This is a genomic window from Ruegeria sp. AD2(2025), assembly GCF_056542385.1.
The window spans coordinates 145,163-171,055 of sequence record NZ_JBQFZS010000005.1; the positions used below are offsets into that span (position 1 = coordinate 145,163).

The 25,893-nt window shown below is 62.0% G+C and carries 27 protein-coding genes; 16 read left to right on the forward strand and 11 right to left on the reverse strand.

The window, feature by feature from the left end; genetic code table 11:
* The first annotated feature begins 1 nt into the window (after position 1).
* Positions 2-682, forward strand: coding sequence for a hypothetical protein (locus tag ACR1XV_RS12515; RefSeq protein ID WP_480531756.1), 681 nt, complete (start codon positions 2-4; stop codon positions 680-682).
* A 2-nt stretch (positions 683-684) separates the two neighbouring features.
* Here the strand turns inward: ACR1XV_RS12515 and ACR1XV_RS12520 are convergent, their stop codons facing one another.
* The 3 genes from ACR1XV_RS12520 to ubiA form a co-directional block, all read right to left on the reverse strand.
* Positions 685-1,005, reverse strand: a complete 321-nt coding sequence (locus ACR1XV_RS12520; RefSeq protein WP_480531758.1) for a hypothetical protein — start codon at positions 1,003-1,005, stop codon at positions 685-687.
* Between the two features lies 1 nt (position 1,006).
* Positions 1,007-2,911 carry an OmpA family protein gene (locus ACR1XV_RS12525; RefSeq protein WP_480531760.1) on the reverse strand — a complete coding sequence of 635 codons (1,905 nt, stop codon included), beginning with the start codon at positions 2,909-2,911 and terminating at the stop codon, positions 1,007-1,009.
* 67 nt (positions 2,912-2,978) lie between these two features.
* Positions 2,979-3,941, reverse strand: coding sequence for a 4-hydroxybenzoate octaprenyltransferase (gene ubiA, locus ACR1XV_RS12530; RefSeq protein ID WP_480531762.1), 963 nt, complete (start codon positions 3,939-3,941; stop codon positions 2,979-2,981).
* Between the two features lie 12 nt (positions 3,942-3,953).
* Here ubiA and ACR1XV_RS12535 point away from each other — a divergent pair, with 12 nt between their 5' ends.
* The 9 genes from ACR1XV_RS12535 (at position 3,954) to ACR1XV_RS12575 (ending at position 13,140) form a co-directional block, all read left to right on the forward strand.
* Complete coding sequence (locus ACR1XV_RS12535; protein ID WP_480531764.1) at positions 3,954-4,679, forward strand: 16S rRNA (uracil(1498)-N(3))-methyltransferase; 726 nt, start codon at positions 3,954-3,956, stop codon at positions 4,677-4,679.
* Entirely contained in the window at positions 4,676-5,524 is an 849-nt protein-coding gene (locus tag ACR1XV_RS12540; protein WP_480531766.1) for a GNAT family N-acetyltransferase, read from the forward strand. Before ACR1XV_RS12535 ends, ACR1XV_RS12540 begins: the two co-directional genes overlap by 4 nt.
* Positions 5,521-6,048, forward strand: coding sequence for a hypothetical protein (locus tag ACR1XV_RS12545; RefSeq protein WP_480531768.1), 528 nt, complete (start codon positions 5,521-5,523; stop codon positions 6,046-6,048). Before ACR1XV_RS12540 ends, ACR1XV_RS12545 begins: the two co-directional genes overlap by 4 nt.
* A gap of 66 nt (positions 6,049-6,114) precedes the next feature.
* Positions 6,115-7,485: a glutamate--cysteine ligase gene (locus ACR1XV_RS12550; protein ID WP_480531770.1), complete on the forward strand. Its 1,371-nt coding sequence runs from the start codon at positions 6,115-6,117 to the stop codon at positions 7,483-7,485.
* Positions 7,486-7,555: 70 nt separating this feature from the next.
* The gene (gene pheS, locus ACR1XV_RS12555) at positions 7,556-8,629 is read left to right on the forward strand and encodes a phenylalanine--tRNA ligase subunit alpha (protein ID WP_480531772.1); all 1,074 of its coding nucleotides are present in this window, start codon (positions 7,556-7,558) and stop codon (positions 8,627-8,629) included.
* 68 nt (positions 8,630-8,697) lie between these two features.
* Entirely contained in the window at positions 8,698-9,102 is a 405-nt protein-coding gene (locus tag ACR1XV_RS12560) for a hypothetical protein (RefSeq protein WP_480531774.1), read from the forward strand.
* 232 nt (positions 9,103-9,334) lie between these two features.
* Positions 9,335-10,138 carry a CE1 family esterase gene (locus ACR1XV_RS12565; protein ID WP_480531776.1) on the forward strand — a complete coding sequence of 268 codons (804 nt, stop codon included), beginning with the start codon at positions 9,335-9,337 and terminating at the stop codon, positions 10,136-10,138.
* A 78-nt stretch (positions 10,139-10,216) separates the two neighbouring features.
* A complete protein-coding gene (gene pheT / locus ACR1XV_RS12570; protein WP_480531778.1) occupies positions 10,217-12,613 on the forward strand; it encodes a phenylalanine--tRNA ligase subunit beta in 2,397 nt (798 codons plus the stop codon).
* An 80-nt stretch (positions 12,614-12,693) separates the two neighbouring features.
* Positions 12,694-13,140, forward strand: a complete 447-nt coding sequence (locus ACR1XV_RS12575; protein WP_480531780.1) for a YtoQ family protein — start codon at positions 12,694-12,696, stop codon at positions 13,138-13,140.
* A gap of 45 nt (positions 13,141-13,185) precedes the next feature.
* On the opposite strand, the gene ACR1XV_RS12580 is transcribed toward ACR1XV_RS12575, so the two are convergent.
* A complete protein-coding gene (locus ACR1XV_RS12580; protein ID WP_480531782.1) occupies positions 13,186-13,884 on the reverse strand; it encodes a glutathione S-transferase family protein in 699 nt (232 codons plus the stop codon).
* A 214-nt stretch (positions 13,885-14,098) separates the two neighbouring features.
* On the opposite strand from ACR1XV_RS12580, the gene ACR1XV_RS12585 reads away from it, so the two are divergent.
* On the forward strand, positions 14,099-14,911 hold the full coding sequence (locus ACR1XV_RS12585) for a mechanosensitive ion channel family protein (protein ID WP_480531784.1): 813 nt from the start codon (positions 14,099-14,101) through the stop codon (positions 14,909-14,911).
* 188 nt (positions 14,912-15,099) lie between these two features.
* Here ACR1XV_RS12585 and ald read toward each other — a convergent pair whose 3' ends face one another.
* Positions 15,100-16,218, reverse strand: coding sequence for an alanine dehydrogenase (gene ald, locus ACR1XV_RS12590; protein WP_480531786.1), 1,119 nt, complete (start codon positions 16,216-16,218; stop codon positions 15,100-15,102).
* 137 nt (positions 16,219-16,355) lie between these two features.
* On the opposite strand from ald, the gene ACR1XV_RS12595 reads away from it, so the two are divergent.
* The gene (locus tag ACR1XV_RS12595; RefSeq protein ID WP_480531788.1) at positions 16,356-16,814 is read left to right on the forward strand and encodes an Lrp/AsnC family transcriptional regulator; all 459 of its coding nucleotides are present in this window, start codon (positions 16,356-16,358) and stop codon (positions 16,812-16,814) included.
* Positions 16,815-16,820: 6 nt separating this feature from the next.
* Here the strand turns inward: ACR1XV_RS12595 and ACR1XV_RS12600 are convergent, their stop codons facing one another.
* Positions 16,821-17,660, reverse strand: coding sequence for a CPBP family intramembrane glutamic endopeptidase (locus ACR1XV_RS12600; RefSeq protein WP_480531790.1), 840 nt, complete (start codon positions 17,658-17,660; stop codon positions 16,821-16,823).
* A 271-nt stretch (positions 17,661-17,931) separates the two neighbouring features.
* Between ACR1XV_RS12600 and ppk2 the strand changes: the two genes are divergently transcribed.
* Positions 17,932-18,849, forward strand: a complete 918-nt coding sequence (ppk2, locus tag ACR1XV_RS12605; RefSeq protein WP_480531792.1) for a polyphosphate kinase 2 — start codon at positions 17,932-17,934, stop codon at positions 18,847-18,849.
* Positions 18,850-18,901: 52 nt separating this feature from the next.
* Here ppk2 and ACR1XV_RS12610 read toward each other — a convergent pair whose 3' ends face one another.
* Together ACR1XV_RS12610 and rpsU are read right to left on the reverse strand one after the other, a co-directional pair.
* Entirely contained in the window at positions 18,902-20,047 is a 1,146-nt protein-coding gene (locus ACR1XV_RS12610) for a CAP domain-containing protein (RefSeq protein WP_480531794.1), read from the reverse strand.
* 294 nt (positions 20,048-20,341) lie between these two features.
* Positions 20,342-20,548 (reverse strand): 30S ribosomal protein S21, encoded by a 207-nt coding sequence (rpsU, locus tag ACR1XV_RS12615; protein WP_005614280.1) that lies wholly within the window; start codon positions 20,546-20,548, stop codon positions 20,342-20,344.
* Between the two features lie 111 nt (positions 20,549-20,659).
* Between rpsU and ACR1XV_RS12620 the strand changes: the two genes are divergently transcribed.
* Both ACR1XV_RS12620 and ACR1XV_RS12625 read left to right on the forward strand, forming a co-directional pair.
* Positions 20,660-21,352: a COQ9 family protein gene (locus tag ACR1XV_RS12620; RefSeq protein WP_480531796.1), complete on the forward strand. Its 693-nt coding sequence runs from the start codon at positions 20,660-20,662 to the stop codon at positions 21,350-21,352.
* A gap of 72 nt (positions 21,353-21,424) precedes the next feature.
* Positions 21,425-22,411 carry an NAD(P)H-quinone oxidoreductase gene (locus tag ACR1XV_RS12625; protein WP_480531798.1) on the forward strand — a complete coding sequence of 329 codons (987 nt, stop codon included), beginning with the start codon at positions 21,425-21,427 and terminating at the stop codon, positions 22,409-22,411.
* A 16-nt stretch (positions 22,412-22,427) separates the two neighbouring features.
* Here ACR1XV_RS12625 and ACR1XV_RS12630 read toward each other — a convergent pair whose 3' ends face one another.
* On the reverse strand, positions 22,428-23,285 hold the full coding sequence (locus ACR1XV_RS12630; RefSeq protein ID WP_480532067.1) for a DUF2189 domain-containing protein: 858 nt from the start codon (positions 23,283-23,285) through the stop codon (positions 22,428-22,430).
* Between the two features lie 195 nt (positions 23,286-23,480).
* Between ACR1XV_RS12630 and ACR1XV_RS12635 the strand changes: the two genes are divergently transcribed.
* Positions 23,481-24,464 (forward strand): quinone oxidoreductase family protein, encoded by a 984-nt coding sequence (locus ACR1XV_RS12635; RefSeq protein WP_480531800.1) that lies wholly within the window; start codon positions 23,481-23,483, stop codon positions 24,462-24,464.
* Between the two features lie 42 nt (positions 24,465-24,506).
* Here ACR1XV_RS12635 and ACR1XV_RS12640 read toward each other — a convergent pair whose 3' ends face one another.
* Positions 24,507-25,040: an outer membrane protein gene (locus ACR1XV_RS12640; protein WP_480531802.1), complete on the reverse strand. Its 534-nt coding sequence runs from the start codon at positions 25,038-25,040 to the stop codon at positions 24,507-24,509.
* 254 nt (positions 25,041-25,294) lie between these two features.
* Positions 25,295-25,771 (reverse strand): YHS domain-containing (seleno)protein, encoded by a 477-nt coding sequence (locus ACR1XV_RS12645; protein ID WP_480531804.1) that lies wholly within the window; start codon positions 25,769-25,771, stop codon positions 25,295-25,297.
* Positions 25,772-25,893 lie beyond the last annotated feature (122 nt).

Genomic DNA, 25,893 nt, shown 5'->3' on the forward strand with positions numbered 1-25,893 from the left:
CATGAAGAAATCATTGTTCTTCGACCCGGCGCAGCGTTTGCCTTTGGCTTGCTTTGAAGCCAGCCGTGCTTGGTTCTCAGGCGAATTGGATTGTGTGAAGGCGGTGCAGAAACCAAGTCCGCTTAAGTCGGAGGCTTTCGAGGTCTTCTTGAAGACTTGGGGGCTTGCCCGAACGGCGCGGATAACGGGACGCGACGAGTTACGTTCAAAGCTGGCGGAAATCACCGAAAACTACCAAAGCCCTGATGACATCGACCCGCCGAGGCTTGCTCGGGACGTCGAAGGGATTTTTCAGGATCAACTGACGACGGGTAGGCCGTATTCGTTGGTGTCCAAGTATTTGTTTTGCAAAAACCCTCTGAAATTCTCACCCTATGACAAATTCGCCCGCAAAGGGTTGAACATGCACAGCGCGCAGATAGGCGCCGAAGATTATGTTGCATTCCAGAAGGCGTTTGAACGCTTCCACAAAACCACGATTCACGACCTGGAAGAGAGAGGTCTGACTTGGGATCGCTTTACCTTTGGCTGTGACAAATTCGAAAACGAAACCCTATTCAGTCGGAGAGTTGCGGACAAACACCTTATGCTGCTTGGCTGCTTTGGGGATTATCGGATGGCCGGATATGTCAACAAACACGCGTGTCAGTTTCAGCCAGATTTGGTTGCCCAGTTTTCTTGAACTCAATCCGCGTTGTTGATCCGCCCGCGCATTTCCTCGGCCTCTTGCCGGGCCGCGCGCAGGCCTTCCATGGCCGCATCCAGTTCGGCCTCGGTCTGGGTCAGTTGGTTGGTCAACTCGGCCTCGCGCTGCTGCAGATAGGTGATCGCTTGATCGCGGGTTTCCTCGGCCTCGTGCAACTCCTGGCTCATGCGGTCCAGATCGGCCACGTCGCTCTGGCGGACGCGGGACAAGCGATGGGCCAGCCAGTTGGCGAACCAGCCCATGCAGAAGGCGGCGAACAGGATGACGGCGGTGGCGATGATGAATTCGGTTCTGTTCAACTTACTGGTCCTCTGCGCCTGCATCCGTTGCGTCAGTTTCTGGGGTCTCGGTTTCAGCTTCCATCGCCTCAAGCCCGGTTTCGGTGTTGGCCACAGGCTCGGGACGGATCAGGCGGAATTCGATGCGGCGATTTTCCTCGCGGCCTTCCTCGGTTCCATTGTCGGCGATGGGCTGCGTTTCACCATAGCCGACCGCCGAGAAGCTTGAGGTCGGCACCCGCCGCCCACGCAGTTCGTTCAGGATCGACTGCGCGCGCGACTGGCTGAGCTGCTGGTTCATTTCCTCGCGGCCCTGACTGTCGGTATGACCCTGAATCTCAAGACGGATCGGGCCGCACTCGCGCAGGATGTCGGCGATCTGGTTCAGCACATCGCGCGAGTCGGCGGCGACGGTGGCCGAGCCCGGCTCGAATGCGATCTTGCTGGCCGTCTGAACGGCAACGATCTGTTCCTCGCAAAGCTCGGGATCGGGCAAGGCGTCCTCGGGTTCGGGCGGTTCCTGATAGGTGATCGACAGGGTGAAATCCTGCGCCTCGCCCAGCTTGTCCGAGAACAGCCCCGCGATCCGCGCCTTGGCATCGGGATCGTGGCTGAGACCCGACAGCGTTACCGAATCCGGGGTCACGGTCAGCGCCCCGTTATGCAGTTGCGACAGCCCCTCAAGCCCGGCCAGAACGCGCACGGGCCAGTCCGCAGGCAGATCCGGTGCGATACGGGTCGCCGTGTGTACCTGTAGCGAGCCGAAGGCGGCGCGCGCAAAGCTGTCGGTCATGTCGCGCAGGGTCTCGTCGCTGACTCGCCCGCGCAGTTGCACCAGCCCTTCGGGGCTGCGGGTGGCAACGAATTCGACGGGGCCGGTTGGGTCGTCGGGCTCGGGTTCAGGTAGGATGGCGTGCAGAACGAAGACGTCGGGCAGCGTGTTTTCCAACTCGCCCACGATGCGGTCGAACAGCAACGGGCTGGTGTCCTGCGCGGCCACCAGCGTGATATCCGCATCCGACAACGTGACCGAGCCCTGCCCCAGTTCCGCCAGTGCCCGGATGCTGAGCTGTGCCGCATTGGCCCAGCGCGGCGAGGGGACGCCTAACCCGATGGTGCATGACGAAGGCCCTGTCAGCCCGGCTTGTTGTGCAGCGGCGACGATGATGTCGCGCGCCTCTTCATCCTGCGCGGAACAGGCATCAAATTGCCCGCCCTCGGCATTGATCAAATAGCGCAGGGTGAACGGCGTGATCACCGGGCGCGGGGCCGAGATCGCCAGACCGATCCGCAGGCCCGGCGGCGCAGCGCGGCTCAGGTCCTGCTCCAGCCGGTCTTTTTCCTGCTGGCTGTCCGCGATGGCGGTGATGCGCACCAGCCCGGGACTGGCCGAGATTTTGGCGCGCGGCAGATCGGACAGCGCCTGAATCGCATAGGTCAGGGCCATGTCCCAGCCCTCGGGCTTGGGATAATCCGCGCTTTCCATCAAGTCCGAGACCATTGCGTCCCGGTCCAGCCGCTGCAGCCGGTCCATCAGGTCGTCGCGGTCTTCGCTGGCGGGGACCAGCCCGATGATCGAGATGCCGCTGTCATTGCGCAGGATCTCGGCCGAGAACCGAGGTGGGGTCAGGTCGGCGGTGGGCGCGACCTCCATCTCGTCGATGACGCGCGAGGTGTCGACTTCGGTCCCGGCGGCGGTCAGGGCGTTGAACCGCGTGGCCTCATCCGGGGCCATGCCGGTCAGCACAACGCGCAGCCCGTCGGATTCGACCTCGGCCCAGTCGTGCCCCTGCAGGTTCAGCGCCCGGCGCACGGCCAGTTCCGAAGCATCCTCGATCTTGCTGACCGCAAATCCGGCAGCCACCAGCGACAGCACGGCAGACACCGCAAAGATCAACGCAACGGCAAGGGCGTAAGGCAGGCGCATGGGCGGGTTCGAGACCTCTCGGGCGGGTTGGTAGCGGACTCATACAGAGCCAGAACCAGAGGTGCAATCAGAGGAAAAGCGCGACGCAGAGGAAGATCAGCGGAATCAGGCCGGTGTCGCGGTTGGCTCGGAACAGCTGCAGCAGCTTGGCGTTGTCCTCGGTATCGAGGCCGCGCAATTGCCACGCCATATGCCAGCCCATCGCCCACGGCCCACCCAAGGCGACCGCCAGCGCCAGAACCGACGCCTGCGGCATCGCCGCGTCGATGATCGCCAGCCCCATCAGGCTGACCGTGCCGACCAGAAAATACTTGAGCCACCGGGCAGTATCGGCTCCGAACAGCCGGGCGGTGGATTTGATGCCGATTAATTCGTCATCCTCGGCGTCCTGATGGGCATAGATCGTGTCATAGAACAGGGTCCATGCGATGCCCGACAGATAAAGCGTAATCGCAGGCCAGCCGACCGTGCCGGTATGCGCGGCCCATGCCAGCAAAGCGCCCCAGTTGAAGGCCAGCCCCAGAAAGACCTGCGGCCACCATGTAAACCGTTTCGCGAACGGATAGATCGTGACGGGCAGCAGTGACAGCACGCCCATTGCGATGGCCGCCCGGTTGAACGTCAGCAGAATCACCAGTGCCAGCAGGCATTGCAGTCCCATCCAGATTACCGCCTGCCGCACGCTGACCTGACCCGAAGGGATCGGACGCGAGCGCGTGCGTTCGACCTGCCCATCAAAGTCGCGGTCGGTGATGTCGTTCCACGTACAGCCCGCCCCGCGCATCAGGAACGCCCCGATGGCGCAGCCGATGGCGATCCACAGGTCCTCTAACCGTGGTGACCCATCGCTGAGGATCGCCAATGCCAGACCCCACCAGCAGGGAATCAGCAGCAGCCATGTGCCAATAGGCCGGTCCGCGCGGCTGAGCCGCAGATAGGGCCGGGCAAAGGCGGGGGCATGGGTGTCGACCCAGTTGCCGCTGACCGCGTCCGCGACCTGACCGTCTGGTGTTGGGGCATTGCCTTGCATATGTAGGGTCTCATGACTGCGAAGATCAGACTGTATGTAGAGCACCCTTTGGGTCAGGGGCAATCGGTTCCTTTGACGCGCGAGCAGGCGCATTACCTGTTTGGTGTCATGCGCCTGTCCGTGGGCGGGCAGGTGGCGCTGTTCAACGGGCGCGATGGCGAATGGCTGGCCGAGGTGGCCGAGGCCGGGAAGCGCGGCGGGTCACTGACCTGCGCCCAGCAGACCAAACCGCTGCAGATGCCGCCCGATCTGTGGCTGCTGTTCGCGCCCATCAAAAAGGCGCGCACCGATTTCATCGTTGAAAAGGCGGCAGAAATGGGGGCCGCGCGGATCATGCCGGTGCAGACCGAGTTCACCAACTCCGAACGCATCCGGCAGGATCGCCTGCAAGCCCACGCGGTCGAGGCTGCGGAACAATGTGGCGGCACTTTTGTGCCCGAGGTTGCCGATCTGCAACGGCTCGACCGGGTGCTGGACGCATGGCCGAAAGGCCGCCAGCTGATGTTTTGCGACGAGGCTGAGGTCGGCTCGGCCCTGCGGCTGGCCGCGCATGAGAAGGGTCAGCCCTGGGCCATTCTGATCGGCCCCGAGGGCGGATTTTCCGAGCGCGAACGCAAGCGGTTGAGCAGCTTGCCGTTTGCCCATGTGGTCAGCCTCGGCCCCCGCATTCTGCGGGCCGATACGGCGGCGGTTGCGGCCATGACCATGTGGCAGCAGGCGTTGGGGGATTGGGCATGACGTGGCGCGCCGTTGAGGACAGCGATGTGCCGTTGGTCGACGGGTTTCTCTCGCAGCACATCCAGACCTCGATGTTCCCGTTGGCCAATCTGCGCGATTACGGCCTGCGCGCTCCGGACCCTCGCGCGCTGAAAGTCTGGGTGCTGGGTGATCCCCTGCGCGCCGTCTTTGCGATCACGAATGAGGGCATGGTGCTGCCGCAATGCCCCGACTGCTCGGAGGATGAGCTTGCCGGGGCGATTGAACTGATCCGGGGGCATCCGCTGTTCGGCCTTGCCGCCGAGGCAGGGCAGGCGCGGCGGATCATGAAGCTTGCAGGCTGGGAGGACCGACCGGCGACGCTCAACAGTGATGAGCCGGGGTTTTCGCTGGATCTGGATCAGCTTGTGCTGCCCGACCTCACCGGTGCGCGGCTGGTGCCGATGGGTGATCTGGATCGCTCGGTCACCGAAGGCTGGCGGCGGGATTACCTGATCGAGGCGATGGATTTCGATCCCGCGCGCGCCACCGATCAGGCCGGTAAAGACTTCGAAGCTTACACAACACGCGATTCCCATCGGGTGCTTCTGGTTGATGGCGAACCCGTCGCCATGACCGGGTTCAACGCCCGTCTGCCCGAGATCGTGCAGATCGGCGGCGTCTACACCCCGCCTGCGTTGCGCGGGCGCGGCCATGCCCGCCGCGCCGTTGCCCTGCATCTGCTAGAGGCGCAAAACGCCGGGGTCTCTCGCGCCGTTCTGTTTGCCGCTTCCGATTCCGCCGCGCGTGCCTATATCGGCATAGGGTTCAAACCTGCGGGGCATTACTCGCTGATCCTGTTTACCAATCCAAAGGACACGGCATGAGTTTCATCCGACCCGAAGCCAAACTGGCCCTGTGGCGCTGGCGCGAAGTGCTGGTGGCGGGGTTTGTCCTGCTGCTGGGCCTCAGCTGGATCAACGGCCCCGGCGGTTTGCTGGGCTGGATGGGCTGGGTGCTGGTCGTGGTCGCGGCGGCGCTGGCGGTGATCGGCGTGCAACGCGCCCGGTTCCGCACCGGCGCGGGTGGACCCGGCGTTGTGACCATCGATGAAGGCCAAATCACCTATCTTGGTCCGCTGGACGGTGGCATCATCGCCACGCGCGAGATCGAGCGGCTGGCGCTCGACCCAACCTCGCGCCCCGCGCTGTGGGTGCTGGATCAACCGGGCCAGCCAACCCTTCACATTCCAGTGAACGCCGAAGGGGCCGAGGCGCTGTTTGACGTGTTCTCGAACCTGCCGGGGCTGAAAACCGAACAGATGCTGTCGGAACTCAACGGTGGTGCGGCGCATCCGGTGGTGATCTGGGAGAAGACGCCATCGCGCCCGGCGCATATGCGCCTGCATTGACACTGGCGGCATTTCCCCCCACGACTGACCCAAAGACAGACACAGCAGGATCGGAGCACAGGTCTCATGTCCATCCCCCAGTCCGGCGGCGGGCCGATCGAACGCCATGAGCAACTGGCCGAATATCTGGAATCGGGCTGCAAGCCCAAGGCCGATTGGCGCATCGGCACCGAGCATGAGAAGTTCGGATACTGTAAGGATACGCTGAAGCCCCTGCCGTTCGAGGGGACCCGCTCGATCGTCGCCGTGTTAGAGGGCCTGCGCGACCGCCACGGCTGGGCCGAGGTGCGCGAGGCCGACAAGCTGATCGGGCTGGAAAAGGACGGGGCGAATGTCAGCCTCGAACCCGGCGGTGCGCTGGAACTGTCGGGCGCCCCGCTTGAGACCATCCACGAGACCTGTGACGAGGTGAACACCCACCTGCGCGAAGTGAAGGATATCGCCGACGAGATCGGCGTGGGCTTCATCGGTCTGGGCGCCGCTCCGATCTGGACCCATGATGAGATGCCGCTGATGCCCAAGGGGCGTTACCGGCTGATGAACGATTACATGGAAAAAGTCGGCACCATGGGCCGCGCCATGATGCGGCGCACCTGCACGGTTCAGGTCAATATCGATTTCGGCTCCGAGGCCGACATGGTCCAGAAACTGCGCGTGGCCTTGGCCTTGCAGCCTGTGGCGACGGCGTTGTTTGCCAATTCGCCGTTCTTTGAAGGCAAGGTGAACGGCCAGAAAAGCTGGCGCAGCTACATCTGGCGGCATCTGGACGATGCGCGCACCGGGATGTTGCCTTTCGTGTTTGAGGACGGTTTTGGCTTTGAACGCTACGTGCAATATGCGCTCGATGTGCCGATGTATTTCGTCTATCGCGACGGGCAATATATCGACGCGCTGGGCATGTCCTTCCGCGATTTCCTGCAGGGCAAACTGCCCGCGCTGCCCGGTGAAACGCCGACGCTGTCCGACTGGGCTGATCACCTGACAACGGCTTTCCCCGAGGCCCGCATCAAGAAATACATGGAGATGCGCGGTGCGGACGGCGGCCCATGGCGACGGCTCTGCGCCTTGCCTGCCTTCTGGGTTGGCTTGACCTATGATCAGGGCGCGCTGGATGCGGCTTGGGATCTGGTCAAGGGCTGGGATGCCGAGACGCGTGAGGCGCTGCGGGTCGAGGCCGCAAAAGACGGCCTGCAGGCGCAGGTCGGCAGCATCAACATGCACGATCTGGCGCGCGAGGTGGTCAGCATCGCCGATGCCGGTCTGAAAGCCCGCGCCCGCCCCGGCGCTGGGGGTCTGGTGCAGGACGAGACGCATTTTCTCAACGCGCTGAAAGACAGTATCGAAACAGGTCAGGTCCCGGCTGACGAGCTGCTGGAACATTACCACGGCGACTGGAATGGCGATCTGACCCGGATTTATCCCGAATACAGCTATTGATCGCAGCCGTCCCGCTTGCATTCGCGGGGCGGGGCCGATAGCAGGTTGGCGACCAAATTCAGAGGGCGTCATGGACGATCTTAAGGCAAAATATCTGGGGCAAATCGCTGAGGCAGGCGACGAAAACGCGCTTGAGGCGATCCGCGTCGCAGCTGTCGGCAAAAAAGGTGAGGTCGCGCTGAAGATGCGCGAGCTGGGCAAGATGACGCCCGAAGAACGTCAGGTTGCAGGCCCCGCGCTGAACGCCCTGAAGGATGAGATCAACTCGGCCCTGTCCGCCAAAAAGGCCGCTCTGGCCGATGCCGCGCTGGATGAGCGTCTGCGCACCGAATGGCTAGACGTCACCCTGCCGACGCGCGCGCGCCGTCAGGGCTCGATCCACCCAGTCAGCCAGGCGACCGAGGAATTGACCGCGATCTTTGCCGAATTGGGTTTCTCGGTGGCCGAGGGGCCACGGATCGAGACCGATTGGCACAATTTCGACGCCCTGAATATCCCCGGCCACCACCCTGCGCGGGCTGAGATGGACACGTTCTACATGCACCGCGCCGAGGGCGACGAGCGCCCGCCGCATGTGCTGCGGACGCACACGTCTCCGGTGCAGATCCGCTCGATGGAGAAACAGGGCGCGCCGATCCGCGTGATCTGTCCGGGCGGTGTGTACCGCGCCGACTATGACCAGACCCACACGCCGATGTTCCATCAGATCGAGGGGTTGGCGATCGACAAAGACATCTCGATGGCGAACCTGAAATGGGTTCTGGAAGAGTTCGTGAAGGCGTTCTTTGAGGTCGAAGATGTAGAACTGCGCTTCCGCGCCTCACACTTCCCCTTCACCGAGCCGTCGGCCGAGGTCGACATCCGCTGTTCCTGGGATAACGGTCAGCTGAAGATCGGCGAGGGCGACGATTGGATGGAGATTCTGGGCTCGGGCATGGTCCACCCCAAGGTGATCGCCGCCGGTGGGATTGATCCGGACGTCTATCAGGGCTTTGCGTTCGGGATCGGGATCGACCGTCTGGCGATGCTGAAATACGGCATTCCTGACCTGCGGGCGTTCTTTGATAGCGACCTGCGCTGGCTGCGGCACTATGGGTTTGCGGCGCTGGATATGCCGAACCTGCATGGTGGTTTGTCACGGTGACTTGGGAAGCTGCACTCATTGGGTTTTCGGGCTTATGTTTGAGTGCAGCTAGTTTCTTGTTTGGGAGAATGTTCAGCCAATCCGAAGCAGTTCTCGCCGAGAAACGTCGGTTGTACGAAGAATGCTTAAGAGAATTTCCAGTACCAAATGACGCTTACCTAGACTGGACGCCGGAACTGGAAATGGCACGTTCTAGCACGGTTAGGACAGTGGGTGGGCCGTTGATGCTTTATGCCTCTCCTGCAGTTGCCTTTGCCGTTTCGCGTTACATCACTATTTTTGACGAAGCGGACAAGGAGCTTGGGCCGGAGTCCGAGCCACTGCACCCTAAGTTCAAAGATCTGGCTAAAGCCCACAATGATATGATTTTAGAGATGAGCCGCGATGCCTTGGGATGGTCGATGTTTGGGTATCGGGGAAAGTCCCGAATTCCGTCTGACTATCTTGAGCAAGCAAGAAAGAACAGGTTGTAGTTCGCGCGGGGCAAAGGCCGATAGGCCGCCGCGCTATCGCCAGACCGCCCGGACGGGCTGGCGATTTATCTCCGGCAGCGCAACGCTCGAACAGCGCGCGGATTTGGCTGGCATAAAGTGCCCAATACAGACCGAGGATCGCCACCCCGCGGTCTGGCGACAGCGCGGCTTGTTACAGGTTCCCACAGGGTTGTGACGTGACAGTTTGCGTCAGGCGGCTAGGCTCCGGCCTATGATCTATCGACTGATTTTCCTGCTGCTCACCGCTACCCCGGCACTCGCCATGGGGCCTTGGAAATCCGACTGCCATGGCGATACGGCCTGTGAGGTCGGCGACCGCTCGTACCATGTGCTGGAACCTGAAGGGTGGGACGGCGAAACGCCTCTGCCCGTGTTGTTGCATTTCCACGGCTGGGCGCGGCAGGGGACCGTGGTGGTGAACCATGAACGCATTGCCGGGGCGACCAAGCTGCGGGGCGTGTTGCTGGTGGCCCCAAACGGGCTGGGTAAAAGTTGGGATTTCTGGACCTCGGGCACAGGTGATGTGCCCTTTGCCGACCGCGTGTTGGAGGATGTCGCCAAGCGCTATCCGGTTGATCCGGAGCGTATCTATGTCTCGGGCTATTCCTTCGGCGGCGCGATGGCGTGGCGCTATGTCTGCCAGTCGGGCAATGACGTCGCCGCCTTGCTGGCCGTCGCCGGCAGCATTCGCCAGACTGAGGATTGCCCTGAAGCCCCGAGTGAGGCGCGCCATGTGCATGGCCTCAGCGATACAGTGATGGATTTTCCCTATGGCGCGAATGGTGACACGACCTATCCGGTGGCTCTGTGGCGCGCGAAATACGACTGCCACGATGCCACTCCGCGCGGGGATTGGAGCGTTGTGCCGATCCTGACCCTCAGCCGGGTGGAATGGACCGATTGCGCGCGCGGGCAGGTCACGCTGGACACCCATCCGGGCGGGCATTTCATCCCCCATGGCTGGATCGGCTGGCAATTGGACGAACTTTTGGGCCGCACCCCGTCCTATCCGTAGGCCGCAACGCTTGCACCTTGGCGCAATCTTTGCCATTGCCTGTGCCGACTGGATATCTGCCAAAAAAGGCCCCGAGCAATGAAATTCACTTTGTCCTGGCTGAAAGACCACCTCGACACGGATGCGTCGGTTGATGAGGTCGCCGAAGCGCTGACCGACCTTGGCCTTGAGGTCGAAGAGATCGTCAACCCGGCGGACCGGCTGGCGGGCTTTACGCTGGGCCATGTGAAACATGCCGAAAAGCATCCCGACGCGGATAAGCTGCGCGTTTGCACGGTGGCAACCGACGAGGGCGATCTGCAGATTATTTGCGGCGCACCGAATGCGCGGGAAGGCATCACCGTCGTAGTCTGCAAACCGGGCATGTATATCCCCGGTCTGGATATCACCATCAGCGTCGGCAAGATTCGCGGTGTCGAGAGCTTTGGCATGATGGCCTCGGAACGTGAACTGGAGCTGTCGGACGAGCATGACGGCATTATCGAGCTGCCCTCGGGCGCAGTGGGGGATCGGTTCGTGGACTGGCTGGCCGAGAACGAGCCCTCGAAGGTCGATCCGATAATCGAGATTGCGATCACGCCGAACCGACCCGACGCACTGGGTGTGGCGGGCATCGCACGCGATCTCGCTGCGCGCGGTGTTGGCACGCTGAAAGAGCGCGCTTATGCGCCGGTGCCGGGGGATTTTGAAAGCCCGACCAAGGTGAGCATCGACGAGGATACGCTGGACGGTGCGCCGCACTTCACCGGTCGTCTGATCCGTGGTGTCAAGAATGGTCCCAGCCCGCAATGGCTGCAGGATCAGCTGAAGGCGATTGGCCTGCGTCCGATCTCGGCTTTGGTTGATATCACCAACTATATGACCTTCGACCAGAACCGCCCGCTGCATGTGTTCGATGCCGACAAGGTGCGGGGCAACCTGCGGGTGCACCGCGCCAAAGGTGGTGAGAAACTGGTGGCGCTGGACGAGAAAGAATACACTCTGCAGCCCGGCATGATGGTGATTTCAGACGACAAAGGCCCGGAATCGATCGCGGGCATCATGGGCGGGGAAGAGACCGGCTGTACCGCAGACACGGTGAACGTGTTCCTCGAAAGCGCGTTCTGGGATCATGTGCAGATCGCGCTGACCGGGCGGGCGCTGAAGATCAACTCTGATGCGCGCTATCGCTTTGAGCGCGGTGTGGACCCCGAATATACCCGCGAGGGGCTGGAACACGCGACGCAGATGATTTTGGATATATGCGGCGGCGAAGCCTCGAACGTGGTCGAGGCGGGCAAGGCCCCGAACCATGCGCGCGCTTATAAGCTGGACGCGGCGCGGGTGCAGTCTCTGGTCGGGATGGATATTCCTGAAAGCGAGCAGCGCCAGACGCTGACGCGCCTCGGCTTCCGCCTGGATGGCGAGATGGCGCATGTGCCCAGTTGGCGGCCCGATATCATGGGCGAGGCTGATCTGGTGGAAGAGGTTGCGCGGATTGCGTCCCTGACCAAGCTGCAGGGCAAGCCGCTGCCGCGTGTGACGGATGGTATCCCGAAACCGGTGATGACGCCTGCGCAGCGCCGTCAATCGATGGCGCGGCGGACCTGTGCGGCGCTGGGGTATAATGAATGCGTGACCTATACGTTCATCGATCAGGCTTCGGCGGCGCTGTTTGATGGCGGTGACGACAAGACGATGCTGGAAAACCCCATCTCCTCCGAGATGAGCCATATGCGCCCCGATCTGCTGGCCGGTCTGCTGCAGGCTGCGGCTCGCAATCAGGCGCGTGGCTATGCGGATCTGGCGTTGTTCGAGGTCGGCCCGGTGTTCGACGATGGCGAACCCGGGGATCAGCGCACCCAGATCGCGGGTCTGCTGGTGGGCCGTGACGGCCCCAAGGATGTGCATGGGGCGTCGCGGCCTGTGGATCTGTATGATGCCAAGGCGGATGCCGAGGCGGTGCTGGCGGCCATAGGCGCGCCTGCCAAGGTTCAGATCATGCGTGGCGGCGATGGCTGGTGGCATCCGGGGCGGCACGGCAAGATCTGTCTGGGTCCGAAGAAGGTTCTGGGTGTATTCGGGGAGCTGCATCCCCGCGTATTGCAGGCGATGGATATCAAGGGCCCGGCGATGGCGTTCACCATCTGGCCGGATGAGGTGCCGATGCCGCGTAAATCCAGTGCCACCCGATCCGCTTTGGAGCTGCGCGATCTGCAAGCGGTCGAGCGGGATTTTGCCTTTGTGGTCGATGCCGATGTCGAGGCGCTGACGCTGCTGAATGCAGCCGCAGGCGCGGACAAGGCGCTGATCGAGGATGTCCGCGTCTTTGACGAATTCATCGGCGGCAGTCTGGGCGAGGGCAAGAAGTCTCTGGCCATCACCGTGCGGCTGCAGCCGTCGGACGCGACGCTGAAAGAGAAAGACATCGAGGCGGTCAGTGCCAAGATCGTCGACAAGGTGGCGAAAGCCACCGGCGGCGTGCTGCGGGGCTGAGGGTGTTTCCGTCTCCGGCGGGAGTATTTTGGAAAAGATGAAGGGGCGGTCGCGCCCCTTTTTCATGGGAGGAGAAGAAGATGTTGAAGGTTTATCTGTCCGGTGAGATTCACACGGACTGGCGCGGGCAGATCATTGCGGGGGCCGAGGGGCTGGACGTTGTGTTTAGCAGTCCGGTGACAGACCACGCGGCCTCGGACGATTGCGGGGTAGCGATCCTGGGGGCGGAGCCGAACAAGTATTGGCACGATCACAAGGGTGCGATGGTCAATGCGATCCGGACCCGCAAGGGGATCTCGGACGCGGATATTGTCGTTGTGCGTTTTGGCGACAAGTACAAACAGTGGAACGCCGCCTTTGATGCCGGTTATGCGGCGGCATTGGGCAAGTCGATCATCGTGCTGCATGGCCCCGACCATCAGCATGCGCTGAAAGAGGTGGATGCGGCAGCGCTGGCCGTGGCAGAGGAGCCTGCGCAGGTGGTCGAAATTCTGCGCTATGTCCAGACGGGCGTGTTGCCCGGTTGATGCAGGGCGGGCGCGGCGTTTCAGCGCCGCAGCCCTTGTCTCGGGTCAGTCCCGCGGGGGGATGGTCAGGCCCTTTTGTACCGCCGGTCGGTCAAGGAAGCGGTCGAGATAGGCGTTCACGTGCTTGTGGTCGTCCCAGCCGATCACCTCTTTGACCCCGTAATAATCGAGCCCGCGTAGCCAGGGCGCGATGGCGATATCGGCAATCGAGTAGTCTCCGGCGATCCAGTCCTGACCGTCCAGCTGCGTGTTCAGCACGTTCAGCAGCCGCTTGGCCTCGGCCACATAGCGTTCGCGGGGGCGGGGGTCTTCGATCTCGCTGCCGGCGAATTTGTGGAAATAGCCCAGTTGGCCGAACATCGGCCCCAGCCCGCCCATCTGGAACATCAGCCATTGGGTGACGCGGTGTTTGTCCGCCTTGCTCTGCCCCAGAAGCATGCCGCTTTTCTCGGCCAGATACAGCAGGATCGCGCCGCTTTCGAACAGACCCAGCGGTTCGCCGTCAGGCCCGTTGGGGTCGATCAGCGCCGGGATCTTGTTGTTGGGGTTCAGCGACAGAAACTCGGGGCTTTTGACATCGGCATCGGCCAGCGTCACGGTATGTGCTTCGTAGGGCAGGCTGGTTTCTTCCAGCATGATCGAGGCTTTGACGCCATTTGGGGTAGCGTAGGAATACAGTTGGATGCGGTCGGGGAATTGCGGCGGCCATTTGGCCATGATCGGGAAGGCGGCGCTGTCCAGCATGGTGGGCTCCTGAAACGGTGGTACGGCTTCAATGTGGTGGCTTTGATGCGGAATGTCAGGTGTTTGACTGTGCAGGGCCGGACAGCGGCTGTTTGCTGAGGAACAGCAGGGGGAAAACTAAGGAATCCCGCACCTAGACCGATGTCATGATTTGGCCCAAAGTCATGGGTGATCCCCGCGCCAAAGGCGCGGGTTTGCTGTTGGCGCAAAGGAGATGCGTGTGGAAGACGTCGTAACACAGGTGGGCGCATTTGGCCCGCTGATCATGAGCGCGGTCAAGGCGCTGATCGTTCTGATATTGGGCTGGATCGTGGCCGGAGCCATAAGCGGGCTGGTACGGCGGCGGATCAACGCGACGCCGCATATCGACCCCACGCTGGGGAATTTTGTTGCAAGCCTGGTGAAATGGGTCCTGCTGGCGATTGTCTTTGTCGCTGTGCTGGGCATTTTTGGCATCGAGGCGACCAGTATCGTGGCCATTCTGGGTGCGGCTTCGCTGGCCATTGGTCTGGCGCTGCAGGGTACGCTCAGCGATCTGGCCGCCGGGGTGATGCTGGTGGTGTTCCGGCCCTACAAGCTGGGTCAGTACGTGGATATCGGTGGCACCGCAGGGACGGTGAAGGACCTGAACCTGTTCACCACCGAACTGGTGACGCCGGACAATGTGCAGATCATCGTGCCCAACGGTCAGGCCTGGGGGTCGGTGATCACCAATTACTCGGCCCACGATACGCGCCGGGTCGATCTGGTGTTTGGCATCGACTATGGCGACAGCGCCGATGAGGCCATGGGCATCATTCTGGATGTGGCGAAGGCTGACGCCCGGATTATGGGTGATCCCGAGCCATGGGTGCGGGTGACCAATCTGGGCGACAGCTCGGTTGATCTGACGGCGCGCCTTTGGTGTGCGGCGGCGGATTACTGGGATGTGAAGTTTGAACTGACCAAAGCGATCAAAGAGGCCTTTGACGCCAAGGGCGTGTCGATCCCCTATCCGCATTCTGTGGAAATTCACAAAGAGGGGTGATGGCTCCCGCCCGTCGGGCGGGCATTGGAAATGCCCTTCTCCGGTTGGGCGTTGCGCCGCGCATTCTGCGCGGCGCCTTTGTTTTTGGTGGCCCGCGTCAGGCGAGACCGCGACGCGCCACAGGCGCGGCGCTTGGCCCAACGCTGTAAAGCGCTCTCGTCAGAGAGCGCTTTCAGGGGCGGGAGGGTTTACGACTTGATCACTACGCTGGGGGCAACCACGTCGATGCCCAGAGCTTTGCCCACCGCGTAATAGGTCAGTTTACCGGCATGGACGTTCAGACCTGCCAGCAGGTGCGGGTCGTCCTGACAGGCCTGTTTCCAGCCCTTGTCCGCCAGCGACAGCATGAACGGCATCGTCGCGTTACCCAATGCGATGGTCGAAGTGCGCGCGACCGCACCCGGCATGTTGGCGACGCAGTAATGCATGATGCCGTCGACCTCATAGATCGGATCGGCATGGGTGGTGGCCTTCGATGTCTCGAAACAGCCGCCCTGGTCGATCGCCACATCGACCAGAACCGCGCCGGGTTTCATGGTCGACAGCTGCTCGCGCGTGATCAGCTTGGGGGCGGCGGCACCGGGGATCAGGACTGCGCCGATCACCATATCGGCGTCGCGGATCAGCTCGGCAGTTGCACCGGCGGTCGAGTACTGGTTCTTGAACTGGCCGCCGAACACATCGTCCAGATAGCGCAGACGTGGCAGCGAGCGGTCCAGAACGGTCACATCCGCGCCCATGCCAGCGGCGATCTTGGCCGCGTGGGTGCCAACAACACCGCCGCCGATCACGACGACCTTGGCCGGACCAACGCCCGGAACGCCGCCCATCAGAACGCCGCGACCGCCATTGGCTTTTTGCAGGGTCCACGATCCGACCTGAGGGGCCAGACGCCCGGCAACCTCGGACATCGGCGCCAGCAGGGGCAGGCCGCCGTTGGAGTCCGTGACGGTCTCATAGGCAATCGCGGTGCAGCCGGATGCGATCAGATCATGGGTCTGGTCCGGGTCGGGGGCGAGGTGCAGATAGGTGAACAGCAGCTGACCTTCGCGCAGCATCTTGCGCTCGACCGCCTGCGGTTCCTTGACTTTGACGATCATGTCAGCGGTGGCAAAGACCTCTTCTGCGGTGTCGACGATGCGGGCACCGGCGGCCAGATAGGCGTCGTTGTCAAAGCCCGAGCCCATCCCGGCACCGGTTTCGATGATCACTTCGTGACCGCGCGCCACCGCTTCCTGCGCGGCGTTCGGGGTCATGCCAACGCGGAACTCCTGAGGTTTGATTTCCTTGGGGCAGCCGATTTTCATGAGAGAGACTCCATTCATAAACTGCCCAAATTATGGGCAGGTTGCTGTGCAATTTCTGTGAAACCCCACTTGCCAATTGTCGAAACTGTGGGAAATTATCCGAAGAACTAAGAAGTATGTGCAATGGATGTGCGCGAATGACATTGGATGCAACCGATCGAAAGATTCTGGCGGCGCTGCAACGCAAAGGACGCATGTCGAATGCGGACCTGTCGGAACAGGCGAATCTGTCCCCTTCGGCCTGCCACCGGCGGGTGCAGCGGCTTGAGGCCGAAGGGTATATCAAGGACTACGTCGCCCTGCTGGATGCGCGCAAGCTGAACGTGCCGACCACCGTGTTTGTCGAGATCACGCTGCAGGGCCAGGCCGAGGAGGTTCTGGAGGCGTTCGAGAAAGCCGTTGCTCGGATACCCGATGTGCTGGAGTGCCACCTGATGGCCGGTACGGCGGATTACATTCTGAAAGTGGTGGCCGAAAACACCGAGGATTTCGCCCGTATTCACCGGCAATACCTGTCCCGCCTGCCGGGGGTGGCGCAGATGCAAAGCTCGTTCGCGCTGCGGACCGTGTTCAAGACAACCGCGCTGCCGGTTTGAAGGGGGTCAGGCCGGGCCGGGATAGGTGAACAGCAGCAGATGTGCCATGTTGAAGGCGAAATGCATCAGCACCGGCACCCAGAGGCGACCGGTGGCACGATACCCCAGCCCGCAGGCCAGCCCCAGCAGGGCGGCGAAGACAACCAACGCAGCACCACCTGCTGTATGGGCAAGACCGAACAGCAGGCTTGCCGCGGCGATGCCCGCAACAGACCCGAACCGGGCCGACAGCGCCGATTGCAGATAGCCGCGAAAGAACGCCTCTTCCGTTAAGCAGGTCAGGAACAGGTTGGACAGCGCAAAGACCAGCCACCAGTCGGGCAGGCCGGGTTCGGGATGGATGGCCCCCGTGGCGACTGCAATCAGCAGCAGCGCGGGTAGCAGCCCCAGCCCGATCAAAAGCGGGCGCGCCCGGACGCGGTGCCCCGCGCGCGGCATCGCGGGCCACGCCAGTACCGCTGCAAAGAAGACCATCGGCTTGTCCAGATTGACATACATGGTGAACGGGCCGCTTGCAGGCCCGGCCTGCACCTGATCCAGAACCAGCAGGTTGTGCACGCCGGGCAGCAGATGCAGGGCCAGCACCAGACACCAGACAATGAACGCGAAGTGGCCAAACAGACGGTGCACACCCCTGAGGCGGGGCAACCCGGCGGCCCCCGCCAACCCCAGAAGGATCACCAGCGCCGCGCCCCAGGATAACAGCCCCTGTATCACGGCGATGATTCCAAACACCGCAAGCAGGGGAACCGAACTCGTCAGCCTGCCAGCCAATGCGCTGATCTGGGCCGCGATCAGGATCAGCCAGGGCCAGAGTGCGGGCAGCAGGGTCTCAAAAGGGCTCACGATATCCTCTCCGGTCGGGGTAGCCCATTGATGCCGAGGGCGCGGTGGAAAAGGCAAGCGCCGATCGCCCCGGTTTTTCGGGTGCGCGAAAACCGGCACCTGCCGGTATTGCGGCAATTCAGACGCTTGTAACCCGAGGCAGACCGGGCCAGACTCTGGGCCACAGACAGGCCCGCCACGCGCTTATTCAGGGATCAAAGGCGGGCCCCGACATCCGCCGGTTACACAGCCCCGATATTGTCCGGTTCCGGTGGAAGATAAGGAGCAGACCTTGACCTACGAAAACGACCGTGCCCCCAAAGACTGGCTGGAAGCCGAACTGGAAGACTCGCTGGACGAAGATATCGAGATCGAGTTCAGCGAACCCATGCTCTCGATGGAGGTGCGCAAGATCTATAAGGACCAGCATCCCGACATGCTGGACCGCAAGGTGTATTTCCGCAACCTGCTGCGCCTGCAGGCCGAACTGATCAAGGTGCAGGACTGGGTGCAGCATACCGGGGCAAAGGTCTGTATTTTGTTTGAAGGCCGTGACAGTGCAGGCAAGGGCGGCGTGATCAAGCGGATCACCCAGCGCCTGAACCCGCGTGTGGCGCGTGTGGTTGCGCTGCCCGCACCCAGCCGCCGTGAACAAAGCCAGTGGTATTTCCAGCGCTACGTGCCGCACCTGCCTGCGGCCGGAGAGATCGTGTTGTTCGACCGCTCGTGGTACAACCGCGCCGGGGTCGAACGGGTGATGGGATTTGCCGATGACGATCAGGTCGAGCAGTTCTTTCAGGACGTTCCCGAATTTGAACGGATGCTGGTGCGGTCGGGGATCATCCTGCTGAAATACTGGTTCTCGATCACCGACGAGGAACAGCAGTTGCGATTCCTGATGCGCATCCATGATCCGATGAAACAGTGGAAACTGTCGCCGATGGACCTGGAATCCCGCATCCGGTGGGAGGCTTACACCAAGGCCAAGGAAGACATGTTCTTCCGCACCAATATCTCAGAGGCCCCGTGGTATATCGTCGAGGGCAATGACAAGAAACGCGAACGTTTGAACTGTATCGAACACCTGCTGACAAAGATCCCGTACGAGGACGTGCCGCAGGAAAAGGTCGATTTGCCCGACCGGCGCTACAATCCCGAATACGAACGGCGCATTCTGCCCGACGAGCTATATGTGCCCAAGGTCTACTGACCGTCGGGTAAGCGGTGCGGGGACGCTTGTCCCCCGCACCTGAATTGCCGGGTCAACCGAAGTCGTACCCGCAGTTCATGTCAAAGACGAAGACGTTGCAGAAATCGTCAGTTGCGTCTTCAACCGCGGTCTCGATGGTCTCGACCGTATCTTCGACCATGTCTGTACCGATCATAAGATCGAAATCGTCCATTTCAGGCATCGCATTGGCCTGTTGCACCGGGGTCCAGTCGAATTGGTCGAACCGGGCCTGCAGCGCGTTCACGAAGGATTCGATTTCGGCCAGAAAGGCCTGAACGTCAAAGCAGGGTGCCTCGGGCATATTCACGTCCGCGATATCTACGTCGGGCGTTTCCGGCGCGGGCTCTTCGACCTCGGTGACGTCGATTTCGGGCTCTTCCACCTCTGTGACCGGGTCTTGTGTGTCGGTCACATCCGTAACGGGTGGTTCGGGTTTCTCGATCTCTGTCACATCGGTGTCCGGACCCTCGGGCTCCGGCTCTTCGACATCGGTGACAGGGGCCTCGGGCTCGGGGTCTTCAACTTCGGTCACGTCGGTGTCGGGTGTTTCGTCCGAAGGTTCTTCCGTTTCGGTGAAGTCCGTATCGGGTGTTTCTTCCACCGGTTCCTCAACTTCGGTCACATCGGTGTCGGGCGTTTCGGGTTCTGGCGGAACCACAACCTCGTCTTCGGGTTCCGCGACCTCATCGGTTGGTGGTGTCACCGGTGCACCAGAGCCCGTATCCAGCATGACTTCGCCCTGAGTGGTGGCGAAGTTCTGGGTGACCATGACCGCATCGAAACCCTGCATGTCACCGGTTTCGATCCCGATGCCGATATATTTGAAGTCGGGGTTCAGGATGTTGGCGCGGTGGCCGGGGCTGTTCATCAGGTTTTCGTGCAGCTGGGCCACATCATCGCTGATCCCCGGCGCGCCGCGTTCCGATTGCCAGGCGATGTTTTCGCCGGTGCGCCAGCTGCCCGACAGGTCAAAGCCCGCCGCCTGCATCCGCTGGGTCGCGGATGAGCCACCTTCACCGGTGTGGCTGAACCGGTCGGTTTCCAGCATCCATTCGCTGTGATCCTCGGACGAGTCGTTCAGTCGGGTTTCAAGTTGCAGGGGGTCAAGCCCGCGGGATGTGCGCTCTTGGTTGATCAGCGCCAGCATTTCCCGCTCGACCGTGCTTGCTGTCGACATCAGTGCCTCCGTTTTGTTGTGTCTGAGTGGACGGGACCAGATATCGGGGACCAGAGCGTCGTTGATAGTGGGACAGGCTGGATGAGCGTTTTTCGGCGAGGGAATGCAACCGAACGGCGATTCGCTGCGCTGTAAAATGCCGATGGGGCGCGCGGCGTCGAAATCGGCAGGTTGCCGCGTTGGTCAACGCAGGAAATGGGCGGGATCGCCCACCCTGAAAACGACAAACCCCCGGGCGATGCCTCGGGGGTCGTCAAATAGTGTCATCCAAAGCTGGACGAGTCGCGGTAAGCCTTAGAGCAAACCTTCGCGCTGTGCTTTCTTACGTGCCAGTTTACGGGCACGGCGGATCGCTTCAGCCTTCTCGCGCGCTTTTTTCTCGGACGGTTTCTCGAAATGTTGCTTCAGCTTCATTTCACGGAACACGCCTTCGCGCTGCAGCTTTTTCTTCAGGGCACGAAGCGCCTGATCGACGTTATTGTCGCGAACACTAACCTGCATGTGGTTGTCACCACCTTTCTAGATAGAGTTGCAAGGAAATTGCAGGAAGTGGCCGTATAGCAAAGCGCCTCTATCTTGTCTAGTACTGGTGCAAGAACCCGGAGAACCGCCATGACCGCCACCTATGAAGATACCAAAGAGCAATTGCTGAATGCGATTCTGGATCATGTGCCGTTTGACGGCTGGTCGGAAACCAGCGTTCGCGCGGCGATTGCCGATTGCGGCCTGGATGCGGCGCTGGTCCGCGCCATCTGCCCGCGCGGCGCGGTCGATCTGGCGCTGGCGTTCCATGCGCGCGGTGACAAGGCCATGCTGGACCGGATCAAATCCGAGGATCTGAGCGGGCTGAAATTCCGCGACAAGATTGCCGCTGCCGTGCGCTTCCGCCTGCAGGCGGTCAAGGATAAAGAGGCCGTGCGCCGGGGCGTGACCCTGTTTGCCTTGCCGATCTATGCTGCTGACGGGGCCAAGGCGGTCTGGGGGACCTGCGATTTGATCTGGGACGCGCTGGGTGACACCTCGGACGACGTGAACTGGTACACCAAACGTGCCACGCTGTCGGGCGTGTATTCTTCGACGCTGCTGTATTGGCTGGGGGATGACAGCCCGGATCACCAAAGCACGTGGGAGTTCCTTGATCGCCGGATCGAGGGCGTGATGCAGTTCGAAAAGCTCAAGGCGCAGGTGAATGGCAATCCGTTGCTGAAACCGTTCCTTGCCGTACCCAACTGGTTAGCGGGCCAGGTGAAGGCTCCAGCGAAGATGCCTGACAACCTGCCGGGTTCGCTGTCATCGGGGAAATAGTCGCGCCGCGTCCACTTGCTGCTGGGCCTCTGCGCTCCTGCCTGCTAGGCAGGAGGCAAAGGAGATATGCCCATGACCCAGACAATGCGCGCTGTTGAGATCAGCCAACCGGGTGGCCCGGACGTTCTGCAACTGACCGAACGCCCGATGCCGGAACCGGCCGAGGGTCAGGTGGTTCTGAAAGTCGTCTATGCCGGGGTGAACCGCCCCGATGCTTTGCAGCGGGCAGGGGCCTATGACCCGCCCCCGGGCGCGAGCGATCTGCCGGGGCTTGAGGCATCGGGTGAGGTTGTGGCCCTCGGTTCGGGCGTCGAGGGTCTGGCCGTGGGTGATCAGGTCTGCGCCCTGCTGCCGGGCGGCGGGTATGCCGAATACGTCGCCACACCCGCCGCACATTGCCTGCCGGTGCCTGCCGGGATGGGGATGAAAGAGGCTGCCTGCCTGCCCGAAACATTCTTTACCGTCTGGTCCAACGTCTTCACCCGTGGTGGCCTGAAAGCGGGCGAGCGGTTTCTGGTGCATGGTGGCTCCAGCGGTATCGGAACGACCGCGATCCAGCTGGCCAATGCCTTTGGCGCGCGGGTGTTCGCCACCGCCGGGTCGGCAGAGAAATGCGAGGCTTGTGTCAAGTTGGGGGCCGAGAAGGCGATCAACTATCGCGACGAGGATTTCGTGGCTGCGATGCGCGCCGAGGGGGGGGCGAACCTGATCCTCGATATGGTGGGCGGCGATTACATCCCGCGCAACGTCAAGGCGCTGGCCGAGGATGGGCGGCTGGTTCAGATCGCCTTTCTGCAAGGTCCTGTGGTTGAATTGAACTTTGCCCTGATGATGGTCAAACGCCTGACCCTGACCGGCAGCACTCTGCGTCCGCAAAGCGATCTGGCCAAGGCGCGCATTGCGCAGGACCTGCGCGAGGCAGTCTGGCCGCTGCTAGAGGCGGGGAAGGTCGCGCCGGTGATGGATTCCGAGTTCGATCTGGCCGATGCCGCTGCAGCCCATGCGCGGATGGAAAGCTCGGGCCATATCGGCAAGATCGTTCTCAAGGTCGCCGGGTAAGCGGATGCCGGGGGGGTCAGGCGACCGCCCGGCGATAAAGGTGCCACGTGGCGTGGCCAAGGATAGGCATCACCACGATCAGCCCCAGCAGCATTGGGATCGCGCCCAGCACCAGCAGCGCCGCGACGATGGCACCCCATGTCAGGATCACGCGCGGATTGTGCCGCAGCACCCGGACCGAGGTCACAACGGCCACCGGCACACCAACCTTCCTGTCCAACAGCAGCGGAAAACTGACCACGCTCAGCGCCAGTGCAACCAGCGCAAAGACAAACCCCGTGGCGGTTCCGGTCAAAATCATCGTCCAGCCCGCGCTGGTGGTGAACACCTCGGTCACAAACCCCATGGCCGAGGCAGGCGGTTCCGGCCCGAGGGTCTGGGCATAGATGCTCTGCGCCACCATCAACCAGACCAGCAGCAGCATGACCAGATAGAACCCCAACGCCAGAATGGCTCCGAACGAGGGTGAGCGGAACACGCCGAACGCGTCCAGCCAATGCACCTCGCCGCCCTGTTCGCGCTTGCGGCTGATCTCATACAACCCGACCGCTGCAACCGGCCCGACCAGCGCAAAACCCGCGATCAGCGGGGCCAGCAGGGGCACCATGTCCTTGTTCAGCCCGATCCCGAACATCAAAAGCCCGGCGATCGGATAGATCAGCACCACAAACACCGCATCTGCGCGGGTCTCCAGAAAGTCGTTATATCCCGCCCGCAGACAGGCGCGCAGGTCCTGCAGGGTCAGCGTATGCACCACCGGCATCGCTCCGGTCTCGGCGCTGCCGATCTCGCTGACCGACTCTGCCACATGATCGCCGGTCGCCCGCATCTGGCGGGCGGCCCAGCTGATTGGGTTACCGATTGTCTTGTCCATCATCATCCCCCCTTTGGCATGGATATGCTGCGGGATGCATCCGGTGCGGGCATTGCCTGTGACCGGATCAACCGGCAACGTCCCAATCAGTATAGCACATTTTGCAGAAAACTGCCCGATCACCCTTGTGCGACCACAACCATTGCCCTGCTGCACAGGCATGTTAGCTTTGTTTCAAAGGCAAGGGAGGCAGCCATGCAGCACACCGCTCGCACCGTCGTTATCCATGAAATCGGCGGCCCCGAGGCCCTGCGGATCGAGGATCGCCCGCTGGGTGATCCGGGCCCGGGTGAGGTTCGAATTCGTCATCACGCCTGCGGGTTGAATTTCATCGATGTTTATCAGCGCAGCGGGCTTTATCCGCTGGATCTGCCGCACGCGCTGGGCATGGAAGCGGCGGGCGTGATCGAGGCTGTGGGTGAGGGCGTCACCCATCTGGCACCCGGACAGCGCGCCGCCTATGCCGCCGGACCGCCGGGGGCCTATACCGAGGCGCGGGTCATGCCCGCCGCGCAGGTCTGCCCGCTGCCCGAGGGGATTTCATTCCGCACGGCAGCGGCGATGATGCTCAAGGGCATGACAGTGGAGTACCTGTTCCACCGCACCACGCCGCTGCGGCGGGGGGATACGGTTCTGTTTCATGCCGCGGCCGGGGGAGTAGGCCTGATTGCTTGCCAATGGGCGAAATCCGAAGGCATTACCTTGATCGGAACCGCCGGAACGGATGAGAAATGCAGCCTTGCGCAATTCAACGGCGCGGCGCATTGCATCAACTACCGGTCCGAGGATTTCGTCCAGCGCGTGGCCGACATAACCGGCGGCAAAGGCGTGGATGTGGTGATGGATTCCATCGGCGCGGACACGTTCGAGGGGTCGCTGAACTGCCTGAAACCGCTGGGCATGATGATCTCGTTCGGCAATGCCTCGGGGCCGGTGCCGCCGGTTGATCTGGGGATGCTGGCGCAGCGGGGGTCGCTGAAGATCACCCGGCCCACGCTGTTCACGCATATCTCGGACCACGCGGTCTGTCAGGCGATGGCGCGGCGGCTGTTCGGCAAGGTCGAGGGGCGCGAGGTCAAAATCCACGTCGATCAGCAATTCCCGCTGGATCAGGTGGCGGACGCTCACAGGGCGCTTGAGGCACGGCAAACCACCGGCAGCACGGTTCTGGAACCCTGATCGGCTGAGCCCGGCGGTTGCGCCGGGCTCGTTGATCTGACCTCAGAACCGATAGGCTGCGCGAATCTGGATCGTGGTGGCGTCCACGTCCACCCCGGTCGAGTTGAAATCGTCGAACTCGTGATACAACAGCTCTCCGCCGACGCTGATATTGGGGGCTACGATCTGCTCATAGCCTGCGCCGATGAACCAGCCATTGTCGCTGCCCAGCGTGTCCGTATCCGCCTCGGCGTAACCGGCGGTGCCATAAAGCAACCCTTGCGGGTTCACCTTGTAGCCCGCGCGCGCCTTGATGCGCCAGACATTCTCGACCTCGGCAGCGCCGGACAGGTCGACGCTGGACCAGTCATAGTCAAAGCCGCCACCAACGACCCAGTCGCCCAGATCGTAATCATATCCAAGGATGAGACCGCCGATCGCGCCGTCCCCGTCCACGCCCGAGAGATTGGTGTCGATATCGGCATAGCCGAACTGCGCACCGCCATAAAACCCGGTCCAGTTGCCCGAGGATTGCGCAATTGCTGATCCTGCCGCCAAAGTCGCGACAGTCGTTACCAGTACCAGTCTACCTGTCATCGTTTGTTCCTTTCGCTCAGAGTCTGACCGCAGCGCGTCGCCGCCCGTGGCCATGTACCCACAGATACGACCCGGCCCATGGACCGGATCATCAAACCTTGTTCTATTCCGACCTGTATGCGCCTGTTCGGGCGCGGGGGCCGTTGAAACCGGACGCTTGTCTAGTGGTTCAGATAGGGTTCCGAGCGGGGTCTACAAACGACGATCGGCGGCGGATACGATCCGCCGCCGATGCAGTCGAGGTCGTCAGCGAATTATTGCTGCTGCAGTTCCGCAGGGGTCTTGCTGGCGATGTCTTTCCAGTTGGCATCCGCACGCTCGTTAAAGCCCGGGATATCGCCTTCCCAGCGTTCCTGAATGTCAGCCGACAGGTTCAGGTACAGCTTGTTGTCAACGATCTTCCAGTAGTTCGGGTCGCCGTCGAACTTGAAGCCCATCGCGGTGCCGAAGGCGCAATAGCCGCCATATGCGGGCAGGTAGGCCTCGGGGTTCTCTTCGAACGCCACTTTGTTTTCTTCCGAAGCAAAGCGATACAGCGCGTCATTGTGCAGCGTGGTGATGCGATAGTCGCCTTTGGTCGCTTCGCCCACGGTGAAATAGGCAACCGGGTCATAACCCTGCAGCGCCAGACCGGTCGAGCTTGCGTTCAGTTCGACGCCAGCGGCCAGAGCCGTGCTTGCAACTGCGACAGACAGAGCGACACCGCCGATGAGGGATTTGATCTTGTTCATTGTTTTCACCTTTCGTGAATAGGCCCGCGTTCGAGCACCTTAATTTTGCTCCGGCGAACCGGATTTGTTTTCGCGACGCCGGTAATTGGCTGTCACAGGTCCACAGTTGGGAAGCGCCCCGT

What these genes read in the sequence shown, in the direction of transcription:
- ACR1XV_RS12515 (WP_480531756.1), top strand. Translation starts at nt 2, where the DNA reads ATGAAGAAATCATTGTTCTTCGACCCGGCGCAGCGTTTGCCTTTGGCT.
- ACR1XV_RS12525 (WP_480531760.1), bottom strand. Translation starts at nt 2,911, where the DNA reads ATGCGCCTGCCTTACGCCCTTGCCGTTGCGTTGATCTTTGCGGTGTCT.
- ubiA (WP_480531762.1), bottom strand. Translation starts at nt 3,941, where the DNA reads ATGCAAGGCAATGCCCCAACACCAGACGGTCAGGTCGCGGACGCGGTC.
- ACR1XV_RS12535 (WP_480531764.1), top strand. Translation starts at nt 3,954, where the DNA reads ATGACTGCGAAGATCAGACTGTATGTAGAGCACCCTTTGGGTCAGGGG.
- ACR1XV_RS12540 (WP_480531766.1), top strand. Translation starts at nt 4,676, where the DNA reads ATGACGTGGCGCGCCGTTGAGGACAGCGATGTGCCGTTGGTCGACGGG.
- ACR1XV_RS12545 (WP_480531768.1), top strand. Translation starts at nt 5,521, where the DNA reads ATGAGTTTCATCCGACCCGAAGCCAAACTGGCCCTGTGGCGCTGGCGC.
- ACR1XV_RS12550 (WP_480531770.1), top strand. Translation starts at nt 6,115, where the DNA reads ATGTCCATCCCCCAGTCCGGCGGCGGGCCGATCGAACGCCATGAGCAA.
- pheS (WP_480531772.1), top strand. Translation starts at nt 7,556, where the DNA reads ATGGACGATCTTAAGGCAAAATATCTGGGGCAAATCGCTGAGGCAGGC.
- ACR1XV_RS12560 (WP_480531774.1), top strand. Translation starts at nt 8,698, where the DNA reads ATGTTCAGCCAATCCGAAGCAGTTCTCGCCGAGAAACGTCGGTTGTAC.
- ACR1XV_RS12565 (WP_480531776.1), top strand. Translation starts at nt 9,335, where the DNA reads ATGATCTATCGACTGATTTTCCTGCTGCTCACCGCTACCCCGGCACTC.
- pheT (WP_480531778.1), top strand. Translation starts at nt 10,217, where the DNA reads ATGAAATTCACTTTGTCCTGGCTGAAAGACCACCTCGACACGGATGCG.
- ACR1XV_RS12575 (WP_480531780.1), top strand. Translation starts at nt 12,694, where the DNA reads ATGTTGAAGGTTTATCTGTCCGGTGAGATTCACACGGACTGGCGCGGG.
- ACR1XV_RS12580 (WP_480531782.1), bottom strand. Translation starts at nt 13,884, where the DNA reads ATGCTGGACAGCGCCGCCTTCCCGATCATGGCCAAATGGCCGCCGCAA.
- ACR1XV_RS12585 (WP_480531784.1), top strand. Translation starts at nt 14,099, where the DNA reads ATGCGTGTGGAAGACGTCGTAACACAGGTGGGCGCATTTGGCCCGCTG.
- ald (WP_480531786.1), bottom strand. Translation starts at nt 16,218, where the DNA reads ATGAAAATCGGCTGCCCCAAGGAAATCAAACCTCAGGAGTTCCGCGTT.
- ACR1XV_RS12595 (WP_480531788.1), top strand. Translation starts at nt 16,356, where the DNA reads ATGACATTGGATGCAACCGATCGAAAGATTCTGGCGGCGCTGCAACGC.
- ACR1XV_RS12610 (WP_480531794.1), bottom strand. Translation starts at nt 20,047, where the DNA reads ATGTCGACAGCAAGCACGGTCGAGCGGGAAATGCTGGCGCTGATCAAC.
- rpsU (WP_005614280.1), bottom strand. Translation starts at nt 20,548, where the DNA reads ATGCAGGTTAGTGTTCGCGACAATAACGTCGATCAGGCGCTTCGTGCC.
- ACR1XV_RS12620 (WP_480531796.1), top strand. Translation starts at nt 20,660, where the DNA reads ATGACCGCCACCTATGAAGATACCAAAGAGCAATTGCTGAATGCGATT.
- ACR1XV_RS12625 (WP_480531798.1), top strand. Translation starts at nt 21,425, where the DNA reads ATGACCCAGACAATGCGCGCTGTTGAGATCAGCCAACCGGGTGGCCCG.
- ACR1XV_RS12630 (WP_480532067.1), bottom strand. Translation starts at nt 23,285, where the DNA reads ATGGACAAGACAATCGGTAACCCAATCAGCTGGGCCGCCCGCCAGATG.
- ACR1XV_RS12635 (WP_480531800.1), top strand. Translation starts at nt 23,481, where the DNA reads ATGCAGCACACCGCTCGCACCGTCGTTATCCATGAAATCGGCGGCCCC.
- ACR1XV_RS12640 (WP_480531802.1), bottom strand. Translation starts at nt 25,040, where the DNA reads ATGACAGGTAGACTGGTACTGGTAACGACTGTCGCGACTTTGGCGGCA.
- ACR1XV_RS12645 (WP_480531804.1), bottom strand. Translation starts at nt 25,771, where the DNA reads ATGAACAAGATCAAATCCCTCATCGGCGGTGTCGCTCTGTCTGTCGCA.